Source organism: Pseudomonas sp. SORT22, from assembly GCF_018417635.1.
Classification (GTDB): domain Bacteria; phylum Pseudomonadota; class Gammaproteobacteria; order Pseudomonadales; family Pseudomonadaceae; genus Aquipseudomonas.
Genome location: NZ_CP071007.1, coordinates 5,237,201 through 5,259,266, shown reverse-complemented (window position 1 = coordinate 5,259,266; position 22,066 = coordinate 5,237,201). Strand labels below are relative to the sequence as shown.

General features: G+C 59.7%; 16 protein-coding genes, 2 tRNA genes and 2 rRNA genes. 11 read left to right on the top strand and 9 right to left on the bottom strand.

Annotated features, from left to right (window positions below):
* Nucleotides 1-123: 123 nt before the first annotated feature.
* Nucleotides 124-321 (top strand): heavy-metal-associated domain-containing protein, encoded by a 198-nt coding sequence (locus JYG36_RS24145; protein WP_045197079.1) that lies wholly within the window; start codon nt 124-126, stop codon nt 319-321.
* Between the two features lie 114 nt (nt 322-435).
* Entirely contained in the window at nt 436-1,617 is a 1,182-nt protein-coding gene (locus tag JYG36_RS24140; protein ID WP_123565040.1) for a multidrug effflux MFS transporter, read from the top strand.
* Here JYG36_RS24140 and JYG36_RS24135 read toward each other — a convergent pair.
* Together JYG36_RS24135 and JYG36_RS24130 are read right to left on the bottom strand one after the other, a co-directional pair.
* Nucleotides 1,601-1,765 (bottom strand): hypothetical protein, encoded by a 165-nt coding sequence (locus tag JYG36_RS24135; RefSeq protein ID WP_176794194.1) that lies wholly within the window; start codon nt 1,763-1,765, stop codon nt 1,601-1,603. The genes JYG36_RS24140 and JYG36_RS24135 overlap by 17 nt on opposite strands.
* A 125-nt stretch (nt 1,766-1,890) precedes the next feature.
* On the bottom strand, nt 1,891-2,904 hold the full coding sequence (locus JYG36_RS24130; RefSeq protein ID WP_195885616.1) for a zinc-binding alcohol dehydrogenase family protein: 1,014 nt from the start codon (nt 2,902-2,904) through the stop codon (nt 1,891-1,893).
* Nucleotides 2,905-3,021: 117 nt separating this feature from the next.
* On the opposite strand from JYG36_RS24130, the gene vimR reads away from it, so the two are divergent.
* The gene (gene vimR / locus JYG36_RS24125; protein ID WP_045197085.1) at nt 3,022-3,939 is read left to right on the top strand and encodes a transcription regulator VimR; all 918 of its coding nucleotides are present in this window, start codon (nt 3,022-3,024) and stop codon (nt 3,937-3,939) included.
* 432 nt (nt 3,940-4,371) lie between these two features.
* Nucleotides 4,372-5,088, top strand: coding sequence for an ArsR/SmtB family transcription factor (locus JYG36_RS24120; protein ID WP_045197087.1), 717 nt, complete (start codon nt 4,372-4,374; stop codon nt 5,086-5,088).
* 209 nt (nt 5,089-5,297) lie between these two features.
* On the opposite strand, the gene JYG36_RS24115 is transcribed toward JYG36_RS24120, so the two are convergent.
* Nucleotides 5,298-6,251 carry an adenosine deaminase gene (locus JYG36_RS24115; protein WP_045197089.1) on the bottom strand — a complete coding sequence of 318 codons (954 nt, stop codon included), beginning with the start codon at nt 6,249-6,251 and terminating at the stop codon, nt 5,298-5,300.
* A gap of 146 nt (nt 6,252-6,397) precedes the next feature.
* Between JYG36_RS24115 and JYG36_RS24110 the strand changes: the two genes are divergently transcribed.
* On the top strand, nt 6,398-7,486 hold the full coding sequence (locus tag JYG36_RS24110; RefSeq protein ID WP_213602531.1) for a calcium:cation antiporter: 1,089 nt from the start codon (nt 6,398-6,400) through the stop codon (nt 7,484-7,486).
* A gap of 4 nt (nt 7,487-7,490) precedes the next feature.
* Here the strand turns inward: JYG36_RS24110 and JYG36_RS24105 are convergent, their stop codons facing one another.
* The 6 genes from JYG36_RS24105 to JYG36_RS24080 form a co-directional block, all read right to left on the bottom strand.
* Nucleotides 7,491-8,846: an 8-oxoguanine deaminase gene (locus JYG36_RS24105; RefSeq protein WP_093376407.1), complete on the bottom strand. Its 1,356-nt coding sequence runs from the start codon at nt 8,844-8,846 to the stop codon at nt 7,491-7,493.
* Between the two features lie 115 nt (nt 8,847-8,961).
* Nucleotides 8,962-9,642, bottom strand: coding sequence for an SDR family oxidoreductase (locus JYG36_RS24100; RefSeq protein WP_213602529.1), 681 nt, complete (start codon nt 9,640-9,642; stop codon nt 8,962-8,964).
* A 337-nt stretch (nt 9,643-9,979) separates the two neighbouring features.
* Entirely contained in the window at nt 9,980-10,564 is a 585-nt protein-coding gene (locus JYG36_RS24095; RefSeq protein WP_093376399.1) for an IMPACT family protein, read from the bottom strand.
* Between the two features lie 9 nt (nt 10,565-10,573).
* Nucleotides 10,574-11,236 (bottom strand): TetR/AcrR family transcriptional regulator, encoded by a 663-nt coding sequence (locus JYG36_RS24090; RefSeq protein WP_093376396.1) that lies wholly within the window; start codon nt 11,234-11,236, stop codon nt 10,574-10,576.
* Nucleotides 11,237-11,298: 62 nt separating this feature from the next.
* Entirely contained in the window at nt 11,299-12,213 is a 915-nt protein-coding gene (locus JYG36_RS24085; protein ID WP_093376392.1) for a LysR family transcriptional regulator, read from the bottom strand.
* 48 nt (nt 12,214-12,261) lie between these two features.
* Nucleotides 12,262-13,281, bottom strand: coding sequence for an AbrB family transcriptional regulator (locus JYG36_RS24080; protein ID WP_093376388.1), 1,020 nt, complete (start codon nt 13,279-13,281; stop codon nt 12,262-12,264).
* A gap of 237 nt (nt 13,282-13,518) precedes the next feature.
* On the opposite strand from JYG36_RS24080, the gene aptA reads away from it, so the two are divergent.
* The 6 genes from aptA to JYG36_RS24050 all read left to right on the top strand — a co-directional run bounded on the left by aptA (nt 13,519) and on the right by JYG36_RS24050 (nt 21,959).
* Nucleotides 13,519-14,865 carry an omega-aminotransferase AptA gene (gene aptA / locus JYG36_RS24075; RefSeq protein ID WP_093376384.1) on the top strand — a complete coding sequence of 449 codons (1,347 nt, stop codon included), beginning with the start codon at nt 13,519-13,521 and terminating at the stop codon, nt 14,863-14,865.
* A gap of 72 nt (nt 14,866-14,937) precedes the next feature.
* The gene (locus JYG36_RS24070; protein ID WP_093376381.1) at nt 14,938-16,431 is read left to right on the top strand and encodes a CoA-acylating methylmalonate-semialdehyde dehydrogenase; all 1,494 of its coding nucleotides are present in this window, start codon (nt 14,938-14,940) and stop codon (nt 16,429-16,431) included.
* Between the two features lie 631 nt (nt 16,432-17,062).
* Nucleotides 17,063-18,599: ribosomal RNA gene (locus JYG36_RS24065) — 16S ribosomal RNA — on the top strand.
* Nucleotides 18,600-18,684: 85 nt separating this feature from the next.
* Nucleotides 18,685-18,761: transfer RNA gene (locus JYG36_RS24060), tRNA-Ile, on the top strand.
* Nucleotides 18,762-18,771: 10 nt separating this feature from the next.
* Nucleotides 18,772-18,847, top strand: a tRNA-Ala gene (locus JYG36_RS24055).
* A 222-nt stretch (nt 18,848-19,069) separates the two neighbouring features.
* A 23S ribosomal RNA gene (locus JYG36_RS24050) occupies nt 19,070-21,959 on the top strand.
* The 16S and 23S rRNA genes sit together here with 2 tRNA genes alongside, the layout of an rRNA operon.
* The last annotated feature ends 107 nt before the right edge of the window (nt 21,960-22,066 follow it).

The window sequence follows — 22,066 nt, the reverse complement described above, 5'->3', positions numbered from 1 at the left end:
TCTCAGGCTTGCAGCTTGGCGGAGCGGCGCGCTGATTTCCAGCCCGGCAGGCAATCCTCGCACTTGACCTTGCCCCGATGGCAAGCTTGAAACTGCGCTCAAACCCCACAGGAGGCTGTTGCAATGCAAGTATTCACTGTTCAAGGAATGACCTGCGGCCATTGCGCCAAAGCTATCACGCGTGCCGTTCGCGAGCATGATGATGAGGCTGTGGTCGAGATCGATCTGGCGCGCAAGCAGGTCAAAGTGCAGAGCGATTTACCGGCAGACAATATTCTCAAGGCAATTCGTGCCGAGGGCTACGGCGCCGAGCCAGCCTGACCGCCGACGCCCGCGCGATGGATAAAAGATTCATCGCGCAGGCGTAACTCTGTCAGCGAAACCCCGGCAGGGCGGTTAGACTAGCGGACTTGCTTAGCCTGCTACGGATTTCCGATGAACCTGCGAACCATCCTGATTCTCGGCGCCTTGAGTGCGTTCGGGCCCCTGGCGATCGACTTCTACCTGCCCGGTTTCCCGGCCATGGCACTGGCCTTTGGCACCGACGAGAAGCACATCCAGACCACCCTCGCGGCATACTTCCTTGGCCTGTCGCTGGGCCAACTGGCTTATGGGCCGGTGGCCGACCGCTTTGGCCGGCGCATTCCGCTGCTGGTCGGGGTGACCCTGTTCACCCTGGCGTCGCTGGCCTGCGCTTTCGCCCCGAGCCTTGATGCATTGATTCTGGCGCGTTTCGTCCAGGCCCTCGGCGGTTGCGCCGGGATGGTGCTGTCGCGGGCAATCGTCAGCGACAAGTGCGATGCGGTGGGATCGGCCAAGGTCTTCTCGCAGCTGATGTTGGTCATGGGCCTGGCGCCGATCCTGGCGCCTATGCTCGGTGGCCTGATGGTCAACCTGTACGGCTGGCAGTCGATCTTCATTGCCCTGACCCTGTTCAGTGCCCTGTGCACCCTGGCCGTGGCCCTGGGCCTGCCGGAAAGCCTGCCGGCCAACCAGCCACGCCCGCCGTTGTCCGGTTCGCTGCGCCAGTACGGCCGGCTGTTCAAGGACCGTATCTTCCTCGGCCACGCCTTGACCGGCGGCATCGCCATCGCTGGCATGTTTGCCTACATCGCCGGCTCGCCGTTCGTCTTCATCAAGCTCTATGGGGTGCCGGCCGAGCACTATGGCTGGCTGTTCGGCAGTAACGCAGCGGGGTTCATTCTGGTGGCGCAGGTCAACGCACGGCTGCTGGCCAAGCGTGGCCCGGCCTTCTTGCTGGCCCGGGCGGTGTGGGTTTACCTGGCGGCGGGCCTGACCTTGCTGGGCATCAGCGCCCTGCACCCGGCAGCGCTGTGGCCATTGCTGATTCCGTTGTTCATTTGTATCGCCAGCCTCGGCTGCATCATCCCCAATGCCTCGGCCTGCGCCATGAGCGGGCAGGGCGCCCGTGCCGGCAGCGCTTCAGCCCTGCTCGGTTGCCTGCAGTTCAGTGTGGCGGCCGCGGCGGCGGCGCTGGTGGGGGTGCTGCACGACGGCACGGCGGTGCCGATGGCCATCGTCATCAGCCTGTGTGGCCTGGCGGTGGTGAGCGTGGCGATGCTGACCCGCAGGCTGAACCTCAGCCGCTCCGTTTGAGCGGGTGGGGTGCCTGGAGACGGGTTTGCAGGGTGTTGACGAAGGCGCGGGCCTCGGCCTCGCTGCGAAAGCTGACCACGTGCTGGTCGAGCTGGACCTGCCAGGGGCAGCCGGGCTTTTTTGCTGATGCACTGACCTGGATATTCATATCTGCATACCTGAGGTTGGCGTTGGCTGATGCATTGTAGCGCCGGCCACGGGCAGCGGAATGACCTGGGTCAGTTGTCGGACTGACGGTCGCGCCCACCCCGTAAACGAGGTGGGCGCGCCTTTTCAGAAGCCTTCGAGGACGATCTTGCCCTTGGCCGCACCGCTTTCCAGCAGGGCATGGGCGCGGCGCAGGTTGGCGGCATTGATGGTGCCGAAGTGCTCGCCGAGGGTGGTTTTCAGCGTGCCGCTGTCGATCAGTTCGGCCACCCGGTTGAGCAGCTTGTGCTGTTCGAGCATGTCGGCGGTTTCGAACAGCGAGCGGGTGTACATGAACTCCCAGTGCAGCGACAGGCTCTTGCGCTTGAGTTTGGTCACGTCCAGCTGTTTGGGATCATCGATCAGCGCCAGTTTGCCTTGCGGTGCCAGGGCTTCGACCAGTTGATCAAGGTGCTGGTCGGTCTGGGTCAGGCTGGCCACGTGGGTGACCTGCTCGATGCCCTGGGCCTTGAGTGCGGCGGCCAGCGGCTGGCTGTGATCGACGACGTTATCGGCACCTAGCTCACGGACCCAGTCCTGGGTTTGCGGGCGCGAGGCGCTGCCAATCACGCTGAGGCCGGTGAGTTTGCTGGCCAGTTGCGTGAGGATCGAGCCGACCCCGCCGGCGGCACCGACGATCAACAGGCTCTGGCCCAGGTCCTGCTGGCCTTCAGCGATTTGCAGGCGTTCGAACAGCAGCTCCCAGGCCGTGATGGCGGTCAACGGCAGCGCCGCCGCTTCGGCAAAGCCGAGGGTTTTCGGCATGTGGCCGACGATGCGCTCATCCACCACGTGCAGCTCGCTGTTGCCGCCGGCACGGGCGATGGAGCCTGCGTAGTAGACCTTGTCACCCGGCTGGAACAGGCTGACCTCGCTGCCCACCGCCTTGACCACCCCGGCCACGTCCCAGCCCAGCACCTTGGCGGCGCCAGCCTCTGGCTGCACGTTCTGGCGCACCTTGGTATCCACCGGGTTCACCGAGATCGCCCGCACCTCCACCAGCAAGTCGCGTGGGCCAGGCTCCGGGGCTGGCAGTTCGATGTCCTGCAGGGCTGCTGCATCGCTGATGGGCAGGGAGTGATAGTAGGCAATGGCTTTCATGGAGATTCCTCGGTGGGGTGGTCAATGCGGGCCATGATTGGTGCTTTCACTTGCGGTTAAAAGCCGCTAAAACTACAGATACTTTCAATATTATTTTGATAATGGCGGGTGTGTTGGGTGCGTATCGATGATCTGCAGTTGTTCGTTCGTGCCGCCGAACTGGGCAGCCTGTCGGCGGCGGCGCGCCTGCTCGACTTGTCACCGGCGGTGGCCAGCGCCTCGCTCAAGCGTCTGGAGCAGCAATTGGGCGTGCGCCTGCTGGCGCGTTCGACCCGCAACCTGCGGTTGACCGCCGAGGGCGAGGGATTTTTGCAGCATGCCCGTTCCGCCCTGGCGAGCCTGGAGGAGGGCCGGCGAATCCTGGCCCATGGGCAGGATCAAGTCAGCGGTACCTTGCTGTTGTCGGCACCGTCCGATTTTGGTCGCAACGTACTGTTGCCGTGGCTCGATGAACTGCAGCACGAACATCCGCAACTGAACCTGCGCCTGTTGCTGGGCGACCGCAATGCCGACCTGTTTCGCCAGCCGGCCGATATCGCCCTGCGCTATGGCGCCCCGGAAGACTCAAGCCTGGTGGCCTTGCCAGTGTGCGCGGACAACCGTCGGGTGCTGTGTGCCTCACCCGCCTACCTGGCCCGGTACGGCGCGCCGATGGAAGTCGCGCATCTGGCCCAGCACAATTGCCTGCTGTACCAGCTTGGCAACCGCGTGCATGACCATTGGCGCTTTGGCGAGGGCGCCAATGAGGTGGGCGTGAGCGTCAGCGGCGATCGCTTTTGTGACGATGCCGATGTGGTTCGGCGCTGGGCGCTGGCGGGTGTCGGCATCGCTTACAAGTCCTGGCTGGATGTGGCCTATGACGTGCAGGCCGGGCGCTTGAGGTTACTGTTGCCTCACGTGCATGGTGAAGCCGCGCCGTTGAACCTGATGTGCACGCACCGGGCGCAACTGGGCAAGCCGGTGCAGTTGTTGCGAAATATGCTTCGAGCTCGTTGTCAGGCATTGTTTGAGAAGTTGCCTGGTATTACAGGCTAAAGTAATTTGAATTTCCCACATTCCTACGTGGTTAGCAGGTAGCATTTGTGAGTTACAGTAAAATTTATTGTAGGTTTTATCTGGCGATATAACGTCAAGAATAATCCGCCAGTTGCGGGCAAGATATGTAACGTGGGGCTTGGGCTGCAGATGTGCAAACGTCTCTGCAGAGCCTTTGAAGACGGCCCCTGCCAAGGTTGCCCATACCATGGAGATCCGCCGGATTAAGTTCGCGCAACGCGGCTTATAATGGATCCAGCAGTCATTTCCAGCGAGAGATACTTCCATGTCCAGGGCGGCAACTGACGCCTCTCACACGACGTTCTGATAACTTCCACTTCCTGCTTTTCTGGCATCGGACACCTCGCAGTAAATGCTGCCGACATGGTTAATCAATCGATATCAGACATGATCTCGCAGGGAGTTTGAGATATGAAGCCAGTAACAAGTATCAGCCAGATCGCCAGCTTGTTGGCCGACCCGAAACGCAGTGCAATGCTATGGGCCTTGATCGATGGTATGGCCCGTCCTTCCGATGAGCTTGCCAGCATGGCCGGGCTGACGCCTTCTTCGGCCTGTGCCCACCTGGCCAGGTTGTCGGCCAGTGGCTTGTTGAAGCTGGAGCCGCGGGGGCGCAAACGTTATTTCAGGCTGGCCGCGCCGGAGGTCGGCGCGGCTGTCGAAGCGCTGGCCAGTGTTCAGGTCAAAACCCCCGAAGACAGCCGCGAACAAGAGGTGGGCGGCATCCCGTTGTCCATGCGCCGGGCGAGGCTGTGCGGTGATCACCTGGGGGGCGAGCTGGCGGCGGACCTTTATCAGCGCCTGTTCGATGCTGGCTGGCTGGAGGGCAGCGAGCAGCACATCGAAGTCACCCAGTATGGACGTAGCCAGTTCGCCACCTACGGCATTTTCATCGAGGCGCTGGCCCAGCATCAACGTCGAAGCTTCAGCAGTTGCCGCTGTTGCAGTGAGTGGAGTGATCATCGCCCGCATCTGGGCGGCGCGCTGGGCAGTAGCCTGCTCAAGCTGTTCTTGCAGTCTGGCTGGATCCGCGAGAGTGAAACCTCGCGCATGCTGCAGATCAGTGCCGCAGGTCTGGCTCACATCAACCGTATGGCCCAGGTTGCCGTGTTGAAGACTGCTGGCTGAACCCAGGAGGTACGGTGTCTGGCGAGGTCGCTGCTGACAATGCGCCCGAAGGCAGATGCCGTGACACTCGGGGTTGGCACAACTTCCGGGGGGCGGAGTGGGAGCAGATTCACCGGTACGTCGGATCGCCGCGAAGGACTGCATCGCAGTCCGGTCTGTGGGGCCGCTGTGCGACCCTTCGTGGCGAATCCGTTCCCACCTTCCGCCCGTCAGGGTTTGACCAACCGCGCATCCAGGCTGTTCTGCGCCAGGCGCCGTGCCTGTTCCTGGGTCATGCCCAGGTGTTCATGCAGGGCTTGGAAGTTCTCGGTGACGTAGCCACCGAAGTACGCCGGGTCATCGGAATTGACCGTGACCTTCACGCCACGCTCGAGCATGTCGAGGATGTTGTGCTGGCTCATATGGTCGAACACGCACAACTTGGTGTTGGACAGTGGGCAGACGGTCAGCGGGATTTGCTCGTCGATGATCCGCTGCATCAGCCGCTCGTCCTCGATGGCGCGCACGCCGTGGTCGATCCGCTGGATCTTGAGCAGGTCGATCGCTTCCCAGATGTACTCGGGCGGGCCTTCTTCACCGGCGTGGGCAACGGTCAGGAAGCCTTCACTGCGGGCACGGTCGAACACGCGCTGGAACTTGCTCGGCGGATGGCCCATTTCCGAGCTGTCGAGGCCGACGGCGATGAAGGCATCGCGAAACGGCAGGGCCTGGTCGAGGGTCTTGTGCGCTTCTTCTTCACTGAGGTGGCGCAGGAAGCTGAGGATCAGGCCGCTGCTGATGCCCAGTTGTTGCTGGCCATCCTTGAGTGCGCCGCTGATGCCGTTGAGCACCACTTCGAAAGGGATACCGCGATCGGTGTGGGTCTGCGGGTCGAAGAACGGCTCGGTGTGAATCACGTTCTGCGCCTTGCAGCGCTGCAGATAGGCCCAGGTCAGGTCGTAGAAGTCCTGCTCGGTGCGCAATACGTCGGCACCCTGATAGTAGAGGTCGAGAAATTCTTGCAGGTTGTTGAACGCGTAGGCGTCGCGCAGGGCTTCGACATCATTCCAGGGCAGGGCGATCTTGTTGCGCTCGGCCAGGGCGAACAGCAACTCGGGCTCCAGCGATCCTTCCAGGTGCAGGTGCAATTCTGCCTTGGGCAGAGCGTTAAGCCAGTCGTACATAGTGGTGAAATCTCATCAGGTGCGGTTGCCGCCATTCTACAGAGCTTGCGCTGCCCGCGCGGAGAAAGCTGACCAGGCGGTTGGCCGGGGAAACCTTCTACAGTGACTACAGTCACTAGCCAGTACCCACCTGCGCAGGGCCGCCGATGCTTGCACTTCTTAATCAGGAAAAGCCGCTGCTGCTCGCAGTGCTGCTGGCCGCGCTGGCCTGGCCGCTGCAGGGCCAACTGCTCGGACATGGCCATGGCGTGGCGCTGTTTGCCGGCGCGGTGCTGGTGGCGGCGATCATCTGTGCCTCGATGCGCGTGGCCCAGCACGCCGAGCTGCTTGCGGAAAAAGTCGGCGACCCTTACGGCACCATGATCCTGACCCTGTCGGCGGTGCTGGTCGAGGTGTTGATCCTGGCGATCATGATGAGCAACCAGGCGTCGCCGACCCTGGTGCGGGACACCATCTATTCGGCGGTGATGCTCGACATCAATGGCATCCTCGGCCTGGCCGCGCTGATGGGCGGGCTCAAGCATGGCGAGCAGTCGTACAACGATGATTCGGCGCGCACCTATAGCGTGATGATCATGACTGCCATGGGCGTGTCGATGGTGGTGCCGGAGTTCATTCCGCGGGCCGACTGGAAGCTCTATTCGGGGTTCACCATCGCCGCGATGGTGGTGCTCTATGCCTTGTTCCTGCGCATGCAGGTCGGGCCGCACAGTTACTTCTTCAGTTACAGCTATCCACAGAAAAAGCGCCGCGACCCGCAGGGCGGTACACCGGCGCCGGTGAATAAAGTCCGCTCGATCGCGATTCTGGTCAGCGGCGTGGTGATCATCGGCCTGCTTGCCGAAGTCATGTCGCACACCCTGGACTACGGCCTCGAAGGCAGCGGCGCGCCGCCGGTGCTGATGGCTATTGTGGTGGCGGCCATTTCTGCCGCCCCGGAGATTCTCACTGCCTTGCGCGCAGCATTGGCCAACCGCATGCAGTCGGTGGTCAATATCGCCCTGGGCGCGTCGCTGTCCACGGTGATATTGACCGTTCCGCTGATGGAGGCGATGGCGCTCTACACTGGCCAGCCGTTCCAGATGGCCATGACACCGGTGCAAACGGTGATGATCTTCATCACCCTGATTGTCAGCGCGATCAACCTGAACGATGGCGAAACCAACGCGATCGAGGGCATGACCCACTTCGTGCTGTTCGCCACCTTCATCATGCTGGCATTGCTCGGCCTTTGAGCCTTCAGCCAGCGATCAACTGGGCGGCGGCCTGACGGTGATCGGCGATCAGTTTCTGCACGTCGAGGCCTTCGATCTGGCCATCGGTCACCCGCCACTGGCCGCCGACCATGACCCGGTCAGCGCGGTCGGCGCCGCATAGCAGCAGCGCCGAGAGTGGATCGTGGCTACCGGAGAAGCGCAGTTCATCGAGTTTGAACAAGGCCAGGTCAGCCTGTTTGCCCACCGCCAGTTCGCCGATGTCGGTACGCCCGAGCAACTGCGCCGAGCCGCGGGTGGCCCAGCCCAGCACCAGCTCCGGGGTGATCGCCTCGGCGCCATAGCGAAGCCGTTGCAGGTACAGGGCCTGGCGCGCTTCGAGGATCATGTTCGACGCGTCGTTGGAGGCCGAACCGTCCACGCCCAAGCCCACTGGCGCGCCGGCGCCGGTCAGTTCCAGGGTCGGGCAGATGCCCGAAGCCAGGCGCATGTTTGAACTCGGGCAATGGCAGATGCCGGTGCCGGCGGCGCCCAGGCGGGCGATCTCGTCCGGATTGAAATGGATGCCATGGGCCAGCCAGGTGCGCGGCCCGAGCCAGCCGACGCTGTCGAGGTAATCGACCGTGCGCAGGCCGAAACGCTGCAGGCAGAAGTCTTCTTCGTCGAGGGTTTCAGCCAGGTGGGTGTGCAGGCGCACGTCCAGCTCTGCGGCGAGGTCAGCGCTGGCGCGCATGATCTCAGGGGTGACCGAGAACGGCGAGCAGGGGGCCAGGGCGATCTGGATCTGCGCACCGTCGCCACGCTCGTGGTAGCTGTGGATAAGTCGCTGGCTGTCGGCCAGGATCACTTCGCCCTGTTGCACTGTCTGTTGCGGCGGCAGGCCGCCGTCGGCTTCGCCCAGGCTCATGGAGCCACGGGTGAGCATGGCGCGCATGCCCAGTTTGCGCACCGCTTCGACCTGCACGTCGATGGCGTTTTCCAGGCCATCGGGGAACAGGTAATGGTGGTCGGCGGCAGTGGTGCAGCCCGACAGTAACAGCTCGGCCAGGGCCACGCGGGTCGCCAGTTCAAGCTTGGCCGGGGTCAGCCGGGCCCAGACCGGGTAGAGGGTTTTCAGCCAGGGGAACAAAGGCTGATTGACCACCGGCGCCCAGGCGCGGGTCAGGGTCTGGTAGAAGTGGTGGTGGGTGTTGATAAGCCCCGGCAGCACCACGTGTTCGCGGGCGTCGAAGACTTGTCCACAGGGGCGGGCCGGGGCTTGCCCTAGGCCGAGAACTTCGTTGATACGGCCGTCTTCGATGACCAGGCCGCCACGGGCGTCGAGGGTGTTGGCGGTGAAGATGGCCAGGGGGTTTTTCAACCAGATACGGGTCGCAGGCATGGTGCCGGCTCCTCTGAAAGTGGGTTCAGGTTAGCCAGCTCAGTGTTGCCCTGTCTGCTGATCCAGGTCCGCCGCGGTGGGCGAGGTGTCGAGTCTACACCCACCGCGCAAGGTTTCACCAGATCAGGTTTTCGCCTTTGTAGTTGATGAATTGCAGGCCGCCTTTGCCGGCATTGGCCTTGATCTGCTCAAGCATGCCGCGGGTGCTGGTGAGCACGTCGATCTCGGCGTTTTCCCCACCCATGTCGGTTTTCACCCAGCCCGGGTGCATGGCCAGGACGGTTTGCTGTGGCTGTTGCAGAGTAACGAAGCTGTTGATCATCGAGTTCAAGGCCGCCTTGCTGGCCTTGTACAGGCACATCTCGCTGCCGTCGGGAATGGCGACGCTGCCAAGGATCGAACTCATGAACGCCAGCACGCCGTCTTCGCGCAGTCGCGGGGCCAGGCGCTGGGCCACGCGAATGGGCGATACGGCATTGGTCAGGAACAGCTCGCCCACATCGGCCAGTTGTGCGCGCTCAGGGTTCTGGTCACCCGGGCCCATGACCCCGGCATTGACGAACAGCAGGTCAAACACCTGCCCCTGCAAACGTTGCTGGAGGGCATCCAGTTGGCTGCCACTGTTCATTTCCAGGGTTTCGACCTGCACGCCGGGCAGGGCGCTGAGGATATCGGCCTTGGCCGGGTCGCGCACGGTAGCGATCACGTTCCAGCCGTCTTCCACCAGGCGTTGCACCAGGCCAAGGCCCAGGCCGCGCGAGGCGCCGATGATCAGGGCGATTTTATTCGTGGACATGGAGAACTCCTTTCGAGGGTTATCAAACGTTGATCAAAGAATAACCAGTCTAGCCAAGCCGTGGCCCGGCAAGCCGTTGGCGCAGGGGTGCACGGCTTATCCACAGCTTGCTCCACAGTATTTGTGTGCAAGCATGCAGGCTGGGTACAAGCCGTGTAGTGGTGGCTTGCATGCGCAATAACTGGGGATAACTTACTGATTTTTCGCCAGTTCAAGCGCTGTCATGAAATCTTGATCAAAATATGATCGTTCTTCTGCAGGCCCCGTGGTTAAAGGCTCGCAGGCGAATGCCCAGAGCTTATCCACAGCCGGGCCCACAGTGAATGTGGGCAAATGTTCAGGCCCGTTCCAGCAGGATGCGGCCACGGCTGAGGTCGGCCAGCTGGCGTTGCAGCGCCTCGATCTGTTCCTCGCCCAGGGCCAGACGCAGGTCGACGCCATTGGCGGTGAACTGTTCGTCCAGCACCAGGCCATCAGCCTCGGCCACGCGCAATTTGAGCAGTGCCAATTCGCTGAAGCTGCAACTGCAGGTCAGTTCGCTGCGGCTGACCAGCAAGCGCTTTTCTGCCTGCTGCAGGCACTTGTTGGCGCCGCCGCCGTAAGCGCGGGCCAGGCCGCCGGTGCCCAGTTGAATGCCGCCGTACCAGCGGATCACCAAGACTACCACCTGGTCGCAGTCCTGCGCCTCGATGGCCGCCAGGATTGGCCGCCCGGCGGTGCCGCCGGGTTCGCCGTCGTCGCTGCTGCGGTATTGCCCGCCCAGTTTCCAGGCCCAGCAATTGTGGGTGGCGGCGAGGTCGCTGTGGCGTTCGATGAAGCTCATGGCTTCGGCCGGGCTGCTGATTGGCGCAGCCAGGGTGATGAAACGGCTCTTGCGAATCTCTTCGCGAAACTCGCAGGTGTCGAGCAGGGTAAAAGGCATAAGGCAGGTTCAGTCGCGAGGTGTCAGGCCACAGCCTTTAAGAATGATTTGGATAAGATTGTTGCTGGCATCTTCCATGTCCTGCTTGGTCAGGCGGCTGCGGCCGGTGACCTGGCAGATCTGGGTGGCGAAGTCGGCATAGTGCTGGGTGCTGCCCCAGAGCAGGAAGATCAGGTGCACCGGGTCGACCGGGTCCATCTTGCCGGCGTCGATCCAGGCCTGGAACACCGCGGCACGGCCCTTGAACCAGGCACGGTAGTCTTCGCTGAAATAGTCGCTCAGGCACTGACCGCCGCTGATGATCTCCATGGCGAAGATCCGCGAGGCTTGCGGGTTGCGCCGGGAGAATTCCATCTTGGTGCGAATGTAGCTGCTCAAGGCCAGGGCCGGGTCGTCGTCGACGGTCAGGGCGTTGAAGGTGCTGTCCCACAACTCGATGATGTTGCTCAGCACCGCCACATACAGGCCGAGCTTGTTGGTGAAGTAGTAATGCAGGTTGGCCTTGGGCAGCCCGGCCTTGAGGGCGATGGTGTTCATGCTGGTGCCCTTGAAACCGTGGCGGGCGAATTCGTCCTCGGCGGCCTGGATGATGGCCTGCTCGTTCTTCTGGCGAATGCGGCCGGCGGGCTTGCCCGAGGCTTGGAGGCGATGCGCAGGGACTTCAAAGGTCATGAACGATTCCAGACAAGGCAATGGGTATCTCTTATGACTGGCTAACCTACCAGCATTAGCCCTCAGCGAGTAGCCGCCAGGCTTTCGAGGAAGCTTTCCAGGACCAGGTGCGGGCGCCGGCCCTTGCGCGTTACCCAGCACAGGCTCAGGTCATAAAAGCGCTCGGCGGGCTTGAGTGCCCGCAGCCGGCCTTGTTGTACCCAGAAGGTCGCGTAGTGGTCGGGCAGGTAGCCGATGTAGCGCCCGGTCAGAATCAGGAAGGCCATGCCTTCGCGGTCCGAGGCACTGGCGGTGCAGTTGAGCGCCTGGTAATGGGCCTGGACATCGGCGGGCAGGCGGAAGGTCGGGGCGATGGCGTCCTGGCTGTTGAGGCGCTCATCGTCCAGTTGCCGGTCGTCGGCGTAAAACAACGGATGACCGACCGCGCAGTACAGCAGCGAACGTTCGCTGTACAGCGGCTGGTACTCAAGGCCCGACAGCGGGCTGGTCTGCGGCACCACGCCAACGTGCAGGCTGCCATCGAGCACGCCTTGCTCGACCTGGCTGGGGGCGATCATGCGGATCTGGATCCGCACGTCCGGGCCGCGGTCCTTGAGCTGGGCCAGGGCGTGGGTGATGCGCATGTGCGGCAGGGTCACCAGGTTGTCGGTCAGGCCGATGTTCAGTTCGCCACGCAAATGCTGGTGCAGGCCGTTGACCTCGGTGCGAAAGCTTTCCAGGGCGCTGAGCAATTGCAACGCCGATTGATACACCTCGCGGCCCTCCTCGGTCAGCGAAAAACCGGCGCGCCCGCGCTGGCACAGGCGCAGGCCCAGGCGCTGCTCAAGGTCGCTCATCTGCTGGCTGATGGCCGAGCGGCCGATGCCCAGGACGTTCTCGGCGGCCGAAAAGCCGCCGCACTCCACCACGCTGCGGTAGATCTTCAGCAGGCGGATATCGAAATCGCTGACCTGGGCCAGGGGTTGTGGACGTTTCACGCGATGCCTTTGCGTTGAGGAACATGAAAGGCAGACAACATACGCTGATCAGACATTCTCGCGCCAGCGGCGCGCCTGGACGAGCAGGGCCGGGGCAAAGTGCAACAGCAGCATGCGCACCAGGTGGTGCGACAGCACCAGCACCACGTTCAGCCCACCGCTGAAGGCGACGATGGCAATGGTTTCGATGGCCCCGGGCATGTAGGCCAGCCACAAAGTGAATGGATCACTGCCTAGCACCTTGGCGGCCACCCCGGCAAAGACGGCAGCGACCAGCAGCATCAGGCCCACCGACATCAGCCCGGCGCCGCCGTGACGGACCAGCTCCTTGAGGCTGATTTCCCTGAACCTGGCGCCGATCAGCACACCGAGGATCAGCGCGGCAAAATCGACGCTCCAGCCGGGCAGATGAAACGCCTGGAGCAAGCCCATCTTTACATAGGCCGCCGTGGCGATGATCGCCGTGAGCATGAAGGGCGCAGGAACACCAAGCTTGAGCAGCAGGCGCCCGAGCAGGATGCACAGGGCAAGCAGCGACGCCAGGGTCAGCAACAGGCCTGGATTAAGCGCGGTGCTCGCGCTTGCAGGGACATCGCTACCGGCGCGAATGCTCAGGCTGACCAGCAGGGTAATCGACACCAGGCGCATCAGGTGCACAACGATCACCTTGCTCGAAGCCCGTTCCGACTCGAGCAAGTCGAACACCGCAGCCAGGGCGCCGGGGTACACCGCCAGCAGTGAATCCTTGAGGTTCCAGCCGCACCCCCTGAACAGCCACAGGCCGGCGATGGCAATCTGCGCACTCAGGCACAGCAGCAGAAAACCCAGGCTCGGCAGGATGCTGGCCACCGTGTCGCTGTCCCAGGCTTCGAACATCAAGCCGGTGGCGATACCCATGACCAGTTGCACGTATTCCAGACCAAAGCGCAGGTCGGGGGTAAAGCGCAGCCGGCTGACCAACATGGCGCTGGCGACGATGGCGCCCAGCAACAGCCCGTGAGGCACACCGGCAAACTGTACGGCGGCGCCAACCAGGGCGCAGATCAGTAAACACAGGATGGTTTTCATGGTGAGTGTGCTTGCGCGTCCTGCGCCAAGTCTCCTGAAGGGGCCGCCCGCATCATGCGCCTTGCCGGGGTGCATGGAAACACTTTGTAACATCGTTGCGGCTGGATGTTGTGAATTAATGTTTAGCCGGTGGTGATCTGAAGATTAGAAAAGCCAGATTTTCCAAACCTTAAGCCCATGCCAATTTAGGCACAACAACACTTGTCGCTGCCCAATTGCCTTGCGAGGACTTGTCCGATGAATCTGCCTGAAAACGCTCCTGTCGGTCTGGCCAGCCAGCTCAAGCTGGACGCCCACTGGATGCCCTACACCGCCAACCGCAATTTTCAGCGCGATCCACGGCTGATCGTCGCCGCCGAAGGCAGCTACCTGACCGACGACAAGGGCCGCAAGATTTATGACGCCCTGTCCGGCTTGTGGACTTGCGGCGCCGGTCACACCCGTAAGCAGATCCAGGAAGCAGTATCGCGCCAATTGGGCGTGCTCGATTACTCGCCGGCTTTCCAGTTCGGCCACCCGCTGTCGTTCCAGCTGGCCGAGAAAATCACCGACCTGACCCCGGGCAACCTCAATCACGTCTTCTATACCAACTCCGGTTCCGAGTGCGCCGACACCGCGGTGAAGATGGTCCGTGCCTACTGGCGCCTGAAAGGCCAGGCCACCAAGACCAAGCTGATCGGCCGTGCCCGTGGCTATCACGGGGTGAATATCGCCGGTACCAGCCTGGGTGGCGTCAACGGCAACCGCAAGCTGTTCGGCCAGTTGCTCGACGTCGATCACATTCCGCACACCCTGCTGCCGGGCAATGCCTTCACCAAAGGCATGCCGGAGGAGGGCGGTATCGCCCTGGCCGATGAAATGCTCAAGCTGATTGAGCTGCACGATGCTTCGAACATCGCCGCGCTGATTGTCGAGCCGCTGGCCGGTTCCGCAGGTGTACTGCCACCGCCGAAGGGCTACCTGAAGCGTCTGCGGGAAATCTGCGACCAGCACAACATCCTGCTGATCTTCGACGAAGTCATCACCGGCTTTGGCCGCATGGGCTCGATGTTCGGTGCCGATGCCTTCGGCGTCACCCCGGATCTGATGTGCATCGCCAAGCAAGTCACCAACGGCGCCATCCCGATGGGCGCGGTGATCGCCAGCAGCGAGATCTACCAGACCTTCATGAACCAGCCGACCCCGGAATACGCGGTGGAATTCCCCCACGGCTACACCTACTCGGCGCACCCGGTCGCCTGCGCCGCCGGTCTCGCCGCGCTGGACCTGCTGGAGAAAGAAAACCTGGTGCAATCGGCCGCCGAACTGTCGCCGCACTTCGAGAAGGTGCTGCACGGGGTCAAGGGCGCGAAGAACATCATCGACATCCGTAACTACGGCCTGGCCGGCGCCATCCAGATTGCCGCCCGCGACGGTGACGCCATCGTGCGTCCATACGAGATCGCCATGAAGCTGTGGAAAGCCGGCTTCTATGTACGCTTCGGCGGCGACACCCTGCAGTTCGGCCCAACCTTCAACAGCCAGCCGCAGGAACTGGACCGCCTGTTCGATGCGGTCGGCGAGGCCATCAACCAGGTCGATTGATTGTCCCTCTATATATAAGCAGCGGGCGCGAGTGATCTCGCGCCCAGGCATACCCTCTTTCTGGAGTTCTGCATGAGCACTGTTCAACACCTGATCAACGGCGAACTGGTTGCTGCCGACACGCGCACCGCCGATGTCTTCAACCCGTCCACTGGCCAGACTATCCACAAGGTTGCCCTGGCCAGCAAGCAAACCGTGCAGCAGGCCATCGACTCGGCCAAGGCCGCCTTCCCGGCTTGGCGCAACACGCCGCCGGCCAAACGCGCCCAGGTAATGTTCCGCTTCAAGCAACTGCTGGAGCAGAATGAAGCGCGTATCTCCCAGCTGATCAGCGAAGAGCACGGCAAAACCGTGGAAGACGCCGCCGGTGAACTCAAGCGCGGTATCGAGAACGTCGAGTTTGCCTGCGCCGCGCCGGAAGTGCTCAAGGGCGAGTACAGCCGCAACGTTGGCCCGAACATCGATGCCTGGTCCGACTTCCAGCCGCTGGGCGTAGTGGCCGGTATTACCCCGTTCAACTTCCCGGCCATGGTGCCGCTGTGGATGTACCCACTGGCAATCGCCTGCGGTAACTGCTTCATCCTCAAGCCATCGGAACGTGATCCGAGCTCGACCCTGCTGATTGCCCAACTGCTGCATGAAGCCGGCCTGCCTAAAGGCGTGCTCAACGTTGTGCACGGTGACAAGGAAGCGGTGGATGCGCTGATCGAGGCGCCAGAGGTCAAGGCCCTGAGCTTCGTTGGCTCGACGCCGATCGCCGAGTACATCTATGCCGAAGGCACCAAGCGCGGCAAGCGCGTTCAGGCCCTGGGCGGGGCGAAGAACCACGCGGTGCTGATGCCTGATGCCGACCTGGACAACGCGGTCAGCGCGCTGATGGGCGCAGCCTACGGTTCTTGCGGCGAGCGCTGCATGGCGATCTCGGTGGCCGTTTGCGTTGGCGACCAGGTGGCCGATGCGCTGATCGCCAAACTCGAACCACAGATCAAGGCGTTGAAGATTGGTGCCGGTACCTCCTGCGGCCTGGACATGGGCCCGCTGGTTACCGCCGCAGCCCGTGACAAGGTGGTTGGCTACATCGACCAAGGTGTGGCTGCTGGTGCGCAGCTGGTGGTCGACGGCCGTGGCTACCGGGTTGCCGGTAATGAAGACGGCTACTTTGTCGGCGGTACCCTGTTCGACCGCGTGACGACCGAGATGAGCATCTATAAAGAAGAGATCTTCGGGCCGGTACTCTGCGTGGTACGCGTCGACAGCCTGGAAGAGGCCATGCGCCTGATCAACGAACACGAATACGGCAACGGCACCTGCATCTTTACCCGTGACGGTGAAGCGGCGCGCCTGTTCTGCGACGAGATCGAAGTGGGCATGGTCGGCGTCAACGTCCCGCTGCCGGTGCCGGTGGCTTACCACAGCTTCGGCGGCTGGAAGCGTTCGCTGTTCGGCGACCTGCATGCCTATGGCCCGGATGGCGTGCGTTTCTACACCCGCCGCAAAGCCATTACCCAGCGCTGGCCGCAACGTGCCAGCCATGAAGCGTCGCAGTTTGCCTTCCCGAGCCTTTAAGGCTTTAGCAGCGACTAGCTGCAAGCTGCAAGCTGCAAGTTGAAAGCGGTGCTGCCGCTTTTACTTGCAGCTTGCAGCTTGTGGCTAATAGCCAAAACGCCCCCGCTGAAACAAAGTTGAAATAAGTCCTTGACGCCCCCGCGGATGTGTCTATAATTCGCCCCACTTCCGGCGCAGTCGGAACTGAAAACTCCTTGAGTTTCAAAGAGTTAGCGGTTCCAGGGTCATCCGGAGGTGCTTCGATCGAAAGATCGGCAGCGGTGAAAAAGGCAGTTGACAGCGGTTTGAAACGCTGTAGAATTCGCCTCCCGCTGACGAGAGATCGCAGCGAGTCAAGTGGTTGAAGTTGAAAGGCTTTTTAATCGAAAGCAACTGAAAAACTTCAAAATAAACGCTTGACAGGCTCTGAGGAAAGCGTAGAATGCGCGCCTCGGTTGAGACGAAAAGTTCTTAACCAACCGCTCTTTAACAACTGAATCAAGCAATTCGTGTGGGTGCTTGTGAGCTCAGACTGATAGTCAAAAAGATTATCAGCATCACAAGTGGCTACACGAAAATCGAAAGATTTGAAAGTAAGTCATTTGAGATTGCTGAGCCAAGTTTAGGGTTTTCTCAAAACCCAAGCAGTATTGAACTGAAGAGTTTGATCATGGCTCAGATTGAACGCTGGCGGCAGGCCTAACACATGCAAGTCGAGCGGATGAGAAGAGCTTGCTCTTCGATTCAGCGGCGGACGGGTGAGTAATACCTAGGAATCTGCCTGGTAGTGGGGGACAACGTTTCGAAAGGAACGCTAATACCGCATACGTCCTACGGGAGAAAGCAGGGGACCTTCGGGCCTTGCGCTATCAGATGAGCCTAGGTCGGATTAGCTAGTTGGTGAGGTAATGGCTCACCAAGGCGACGATCCGTAACTGGTCTGAGAGGATGATCAGTCACACTGGAACTGAGACACGGTCCAGACTCCTACGGGAGGCAGCAGTGGGGAATATTGGACAATGGGCGAAAGCCTGATCCAGCCATGCCGCGTGTGTGAAGAAGGTCTTCGGATTGTAAAGCACTTTAAGTTGGGAGGAAGGGTACTTACCTAATACGTGAGTATTTTGACGTTACCGACAGAATAAGCACCGGCTAACTCTGTGCCAGCAGCCGCGGTAATACAGAGGGTGCAAGCGTTAATCGGAATTACTGGGCGTAAAGCGCGCGTAGGTGGTTTGTTAAGTTGGATGTGAAATCCCCGGGCTCAACCTGGGAACTGCATCCAAAACTGGCAAGCTAGAGTAGGGCAGAGGGTGGTGGAATTTCCTGTGTAGCGGTGAAATGCGTAGATATAGGAAGGAACACCAGTGGCGAAGGCGACCACCTGGGCTCATACTGACACTGAGGTGCGAAAGCGTGGGGAGCAAACAGGATTAGATACCCTGGTAGTCCACGCCGTAAACGATGTCAACTAGCCGTTGGAATCCTTGAGATTTTAGTGGCGCAGCTAACGCATTAAGTTGACCGCCTGGGGAGTACGGCCGCAAGGTTAAAACTCAAATGAATTGACGGGGGCCCGCACAAGCGGTGGAGCATGTGGTTTAATTCGAAGCAACGCGAAGAACCTTACCAGGCCTTGACATGCAGAGAACTTTCCAGAGATGGATTGGTGCCTTCGGGAACTCTGACACAGGTGCTGCATGGCTGTCGTCAGCTCGTGTCGTGAGATGTTGGGTTAAGTCCCGTAACGAGCGCAACCCTTGTCCTTAGTTACCAGCACGTTATGGTGGGCACTCTAAGGAGACTGCCGGTGACAAACCGGAGGAAGGTGGGGATGACGTCAAGTCATCATGGCCCTTACGGCCTGGGCTACACACGTGCTACAATGGTCGGTACAGAGGGTTGCCAAGCCGCGAGGTGGAGCTAATCTCACAAAACCGATCGTAGTCCGGATCGCAGTCTGCAACTCGACTGCGTGAAGTCGGAATCGCTAGTAATCGCGAATCAGAATGTCGCGGTGAATACGTTCCCGGGCCTTGTACACACCGCCCGTCACACCATGGGAGTGGGTTGCACCAGAAGTAGCTAGTCTAACCTTCGGGAGGACGGTTACCACGGTGTGATTCATGACTGGGGTGAAGTCGTAACAAGGTAGCCGTAGGGGAACCTGCGGCTGGATCACCTCCTTAATCGACAGACATCAGCTGTCTTATGAGCTCCCACACGAATTGCTTGATTCATTGAAGAAGACGATATCGGTAACAGCTCTTAACTGGGTCTGTAGCTCAGTTGGTTAGAGCGCACCCCTGATAAGGGTGAGGTCGGCAGTTCGAATCTGCCCAGACCCACCAGTTTCTTGTTGGGGCCATAGCTCAGCTGGGAGAGCGCCTGCCTTGCACGCAGGAGGTCAGCGGTTCGATCCCGCTTGGCTCCACCACCCCTTGCTACCGTGTCAAAGCTTAGAAATGAATATTCGCCTCGAATATTGATTTCTGAACTTTTTCAGAATCGTTCTTTAAAAATTTGGGTATGTGATAGAAAGATAGACTGGACAGCACTTTCACTGGTGTGTGTTCAGGCTAAGGTAAAATTTGTGAGTAATTACAAGTTTTCGGCGAATGTTGTCTTCACAGTATAACCAGATTGCTTGGGGTTATATGGTCAAGTGAAGAAGCGCATACGGTGGATGCCTTGGCAGTCAGAGGCGATGAAAGACGTGGTAGCCTGCGATAAGCTTCGGGGAGTCGGCAAACAGACTTTGATCCGGAGATCTCTGAATGGGGGAACCCACTCAGCATAAGCTGAGTATCTTGTACTGAATACATAGGTGCAAGAGGCGAACCAGGGGAACTGAAACATCTAAGTACCCTGAGGAAAAGAAATCAACCGAGATTCCCTTAGTAGTGGCGAGCGAACGGGGACTAGCCCTTAAGTGGCTTTGAGATTAGCGGAACGCTCTGGAAAGTGCGGCCATAGTGGGTGATAGCCCTGTACGCGAAAATCTCTTAGTCATGAAATCGAGTAGGACGGAGCACGAGAAACTTTGTCTGAATATGGGGGGACCATCCTCCAAGGCTAAATACTACTGACTGACCGATAGTGAACCAGTACCGTGAGGGAAAGGCGAAAAGAACCCCGGAGAGGGGAGTGAAATAGATCCTGAAACCGTATGCGTACAAGCAGTGGGAGCCTACTTGTTAGGTGACTGCGTACCTTTTGTATAATGGGTCAGCGACTTATATTCAGTGGCGAGCTTAACCGAATAGGGGAGGCGTAGCGAAAGCGAGTCTTAATAGGGCGTTTAGTCGCTGGGTATAGACCCGAAACCGGGCGATCTATCCATGGGCAGGTTGAAGGTTAGGTAACACTGACTGGAGGACCGAACCGACTACCGTTGAAAAGTTAGCGGATGACCTGTGGATCGGAGTGAAAGGCTAATCAAGCTCGGAGATAGCTGGTTCTCCTCGAAAGCTATTTAGGTAGCGCCTCATGTATCACTGTAGGGGGTAGAGCACTGTTTCGGCTAGGGGGTCATCCCGACTTACCAAACCGATGCAAACTCCGAATACCTACAAGTGCCGAGCATGGGAGACACACGGCGGGTGCTAACGTCCGTCGTGAAAAGGGAAACAACCCAGACCGTCAGCTAAGGTCCCAAAGTTATGGTTAAGTGGGAAACGATGTGGGAAGGCTTAGACAGCTAGGAGGTTGGCTTAGAAGCAGCCACCCTTTAAAGAAAGCGTAATAGCTCACTAGTCGAGTCGGCCTGCGCGGAAGATGTAACGGGGCTCAAACCATACACCGAAGCTACGGGTATCACTTAGGTGATGCGGTAGAGGAGCGTTCTGTAAGCCTGTGAAGGTGAGTTGAGAAGCTTGCTGGAGGTATCAGAAGTGCGAATGCTGACATGAGTAACGACAATGGGAGTGAAAAACTCCCACGCCGAAAGACCAAGGTTTCCTGCGCAACGTTAATCGACGCAGGGTTAGTCGGTCCCTAAGGCGAGGCTGAAAAGCGTAGTCGATGGAAAACAGGTTAATATTCCTGTACTTCTGGTTATTGCGATGGAGGGACGGAGAAGGCTAGGCCAGCTTGGCGTTGGTTGTCCAAGTTTAAGGTGGTAGGCTGAGATCTTAGGTAAATCCGGGATCTTAAGGCCGAGAGCTGATGACGAGTTGCCATTAGGCGACGAAGTGGTTGATGCCATGCTTCCAAGAAAAGCTTCTAAGCTTCAGATAACCAGGAACCGTACCCCAAACCGACACAGGTGGTTGGGTAGAGAATACCAAGGCGCTTGAGAGAACTCGGGTGAAGGAACTAGGCAAAATGGCACCGTAACTTCGGGAGAAGGTGCGCCGGTGAGGGTGAAGGACTTGCTCCGTAAGCCCATGCCGGTCGAAGATACCAGGCCGCTGCGACTGTTTATTAAAAACACAGCACTCTGCAAACACGAAAGTGGACGTATAGGGTGTGACGCCTGCCCGGTGCCGGAAGGTTAATTGATGGGGTTAGCTAACGCGAAGCTCTTGATCGAAGCCCCGGTAAACGGCGGCCGTAACTATAACGGTCCTAAGGTAGCGAAATTCCTTGTCGGGTAAGTTCCGACCTGCACGAATGGCGTAACGATGGCGGCGCTGTCTCCACCCGAGACTCAGTGAAATTGAAATCGCTGTGAAGATGCAGTGTATCCGCGGCTAGACGGAAAGACCCCGTGAACCTTTACTATAGCTTTGCACTGGACTTTGAATTTGCTTGTGTAGGATAGGTGGGAGGCTTTGAAGCGTGGACGCCAGTTCGCGTGGAGCCATCCTTGAAATACCACCCTGGCAACTTTGAGGTTCTAACTCAGGTCCGTTATCCGGATCGAGGACAGTGTATGGTGGGTAGTTTGACTGGGGCGGTCTCCTCCTAAAGAGTAACGGAGGAGTACGAAGGTGCGCTCAGACCGGTCGGAAATCGGTCGTAGAGTATAAAGGCAAAAGCGCGCTTGACTGCGAGACAGACACGTCGAGCAGGTACGAAAGTAGGTCTTAGTGATCCGGTGGTTCTGTATGGAAGGGCCATCGCTCAACGGATAAAAGGTACTCCGGGGATAACAGGCTGATACCGCCCAAGAGTTCATATCGACGGCGGTGTTTGGCACCTCGATGTCGGCTCATCACATCCTGGGGCTGAAGCCGGTCCCAAGGGTATGGCTGTTCGCCATTTAAAGTGGTACGCGAGCTGGGTTTAGAACGTCGTGAGACAGTTCGGTCCCTATCTGCCGTGGACGTTTGAGATTTGAGAGGGGCTGCTCCTAGTACGAGAGGACCGGAGTGGACGAACCTCTGGTGTTCCGGTTGTCACGCCAGTGGCATTGCCGGGTAGCTATGTTCGGAAGAGATAACCGCTGAAAGCATCTAAGCGGGAAACTTGCCTCAAGATGAGATCTCACTGGAGCCTTGAGCTCCCTGAAGGGCCGTCGAAGACTACGACGTTGATAGGTTGGGTGTGTAAGCGCTGTGAGGCGTTGAGCTAACCAATACTAATTGCCCGTGAGGCTTGACCATATAACACCCAAGCAATTTGAGCGAAAGCCAGATTGCGGTGTTGTGAAGACTGCACAGCCGAAGATTTGTAACTCACAAACATCACATACCCGATTCGCTGGAGTGTC

Coding starts and splice junctions, on each gene's coding strand:
- JYG36_RS24135 (WP_176794194.1), bottom strand. CDS start 1,765: ATGAATATCCAGGTCAGTGCATCAGCAAAAAAGCCCGGCTGCCCCTGG.
- JYG36_RS24100 (WP_213602529.1), bottom strand. CDS start 9,642: ATGTCCACGAATAAAATCGCCCTGATCATCGGCGCCTCGCGCGGCCTG.
- JYG36_RS24070 (WP_093376381.1), top strand. CDS start 14,938: ATGAGCACTGTTCAACACCTGATCAACGGCGAACTGGTTGCTGCCGAC.
- JYG36_RS24120 (WP_045197087.1), top strand. CDS start 4,372: ATGAAGCCAGTAACAAGTATCAGCCAGATCGCCAGCTTGTTGGCCGAC.
- JYG36_RS24095 (WP_093376399.1), bottom strand. CDS start 10,564: ATGCCTTTTACCCTGCTCGACACCTGCGAGTTTCGCGAAGAGATTCGC.
- JYG36_RS24105 (WP_093376407.1), bottom strand. CDS start 8,846: ATGCCTGCGACCCGTATCTGGTTGAAAAACCCCCTGGCCATCTTCACC.
- JYG36_RS24130 (WP_195885616.1), bottom strand. CDS start 2,904: ATGAAAGCCATTGCCTACTATCACTCCCTGCCCATCAGCGATGCAGCA.
- JYG36_RS24110 (WP_213602531.1), top strand. CDS start 6,398: ATGCTTGCACTTCTTAATCAGGAAAAGCCGCTGCTGCTCGCAGTGCTG.
- JYG36_RS24145 (WP_045197079.1), top strand. CDS start 124: ATGCAAGTATTCACTGTTCAAGGAATGACCTGCGGCCATTGCGCCAAA.
- JYG36_RS24080 (WP_093376388.1), bottom strand. CDS start 13,281: ATGAAAACCATCCTGTGTTTACTGATCTGCGCCCTGGTTGGCGCCGCC.
- JYG36_RS24115 (WP_045197089.1), bottom strand. CDS start 6,251: ATGTACGACTGGCTTAACGCTCTGCCCAAGGCAGAATTGCACCTGCAC.
- aptA (WP_093376384.1), top strand. CDS start 13,519: ATGAATCTGCCTGAAAACGCTCCTGTCGGTCTGGCCAGCCAGCTCAAG.
- JYG36_RS24140 (WP_123565040.1), top strand. CDS start 436: ATGAACCTGCGAACCATCCTGATTCTCGGCGCCTTGAGTGCGTTCGGG.
- JYG36_RS24090 (WP_093376396.1), bottom strand. CDS start 11,236: ATGACCTTTGAAGTCCCTGCGCATCGCCTCCAAGCCTCGGGCAAGCCC.